This is a genomic window from Actinokineospora enzanensis DSM 44649 (genome assembly GCF_000374445.1).
Lineage (GTDB): Bacteria > Actinomycetota > Actinomycetes > Mycobacteriales > Pseudonocardiaceae > Actinokineospora > Actinokineospora enzanensis.
Genome location: NZ_KB894489.1, coordinates 1 through 1,364, shown reverse-complemented (window position 1 = coordinate 1,364; position 1,364 = coordinate 1). Strand labels below are relative to the sequence as shown.

The window sequence follows — 1,364 nt, the reverse complement described above, 5'->3', positions numbered from 1 at the left end:
ACCGAGATGCAGATCCTTGCCACCGGTGTTCAGCCAACCCCGGCCCACCAGCTCGGGGGCACGGGACAGACGGCGGGGGTGTGCTGTGGTCACGGCGGAATCCAACACCAGCGGGCGTCGCGCTTGTTCCGTTGCCCACCATCCGGATGCACAGCCGTTCGTTTCGTTCGTTTCGAGGTAAGCTGGCAAGCATGACAGCAATCGCGGGCGAGCGAACCGTGCTACCTCCGGACAGTCCGGAGGTCTTGTCTCCGTGGGTTCGCGCGCTGTTGCGCGGCCACGACGGCCCAGCGACGCTCGTCGCGCCTGATGGCACGGAACTGCAAGTCCCTGCGGAAGTGTTCGAGGTACTCCGGGACGTTGTCGTCGCCATGTCGCAGGGACTGGCGATCACCGTCGCGCCGCAACACACGGTGCTCACCACGAGTGAGGCCGCTCACCTGCTCGGCGTCTCCCGCCCAACGCTGGTGCGCCTTCTCGAAGGCGGGGACATCCCATACGAGCAGCCGAACCGACACCGCAGGGTGCGGTTGGCAGACGTGCTCGCCTACCAGGAGCGCGCCCGACGGGCCCGTGCCTCCGGGCTGGACGAGATGGTGCGCAGCGGCGAAGACAGCGGTCTGTACGACCTGCCCTTAGACACACCGCTTGAGCGAACCCCACTGGACGACGACGCCCACGAGTGAGACTTGTACCCCGCCTTTCTTGACACCTGTGTCCTTCTCAAGCCCTACGTGTGTGACACGCTGCTGACCATCGCCGAGTCAGGTCTGTTCCGCCCACTGTGGTCCATGGACGTCCTGGACGAGCTGGCCAGGAACCTCGCCAAGCGGGGCCTGTCGGAGGCGCAGGTGAACCACCGGATCGAGCAGATGACCCGCCACTTCTCGGATGCGAACGTCACCGGCTACGAGCACCTCGTGCCCGCCATGGAGAACGACCCCAAGGACCGTCACGTCCTCGCGGCAGCCGTCCGTGGCGGGGCGGCCTCGCTGGTGACCGAGAACCTGAAGGACTTCCCCCAGCACGCACTCGACTGCTACGGCATCACGGCTGTGCACCAGGACGAGTTCCTCCAAGACCAGCTCGATCTCTCCCCGCGCCTGGTGTCAGCCGCACTCCAGCGACAGGTGTCCCGGCACCGCAAGTACCCGCGTTCCGTCGACGACCTGCTCGACGTCCTCGGCAACGAAGGCAACGGCTGTCCCGGTTTCGCGGCCGAAGCGCGACACATGGGCACCGGTGGCATGCGGAGAAGTTGACTTACTGGCAGCAGAAGGTCCAGAAGTCGAGCAGGAGGATCTTGCCGCGGAAGTCACCGAGATGCAGATCCTTGCCACCGGTGTTCAGCCAACCCCGGCCCA

At 65.8% G+C, this 1,364-nt stretch carries 2 protein-coding genes; both read left to right on the top strand.

Annotation, left to right across the window (positions count from 1 at the left end):
- Positions 1-191: 191 nt before the first annotated feature.
- Positions 192-686 carry a helix-turn-helix domain-containing protein gene (locus tag C503_RS42460; protein WP_033401474.1) on the top strand — a complete coding sequence of 165 codons (495 nt, stop codon included), beginning with the start codon at positions 192-194 and terminating at the stop codon, positions 684-686.
- A 3-nt stretch (positions 687-689) separates the two neighbouring features.
- A complete protein-coding gene (locus C503_RS0137050; protein WP_026317082.1) occupies positions 690-1,262 on the top strand; it encodes a PIN domain-containing protein in 573 nt (190 codons plus the stop codon).
- Positions 1,263-1,364: the final 102 nt, after the last annotated feature.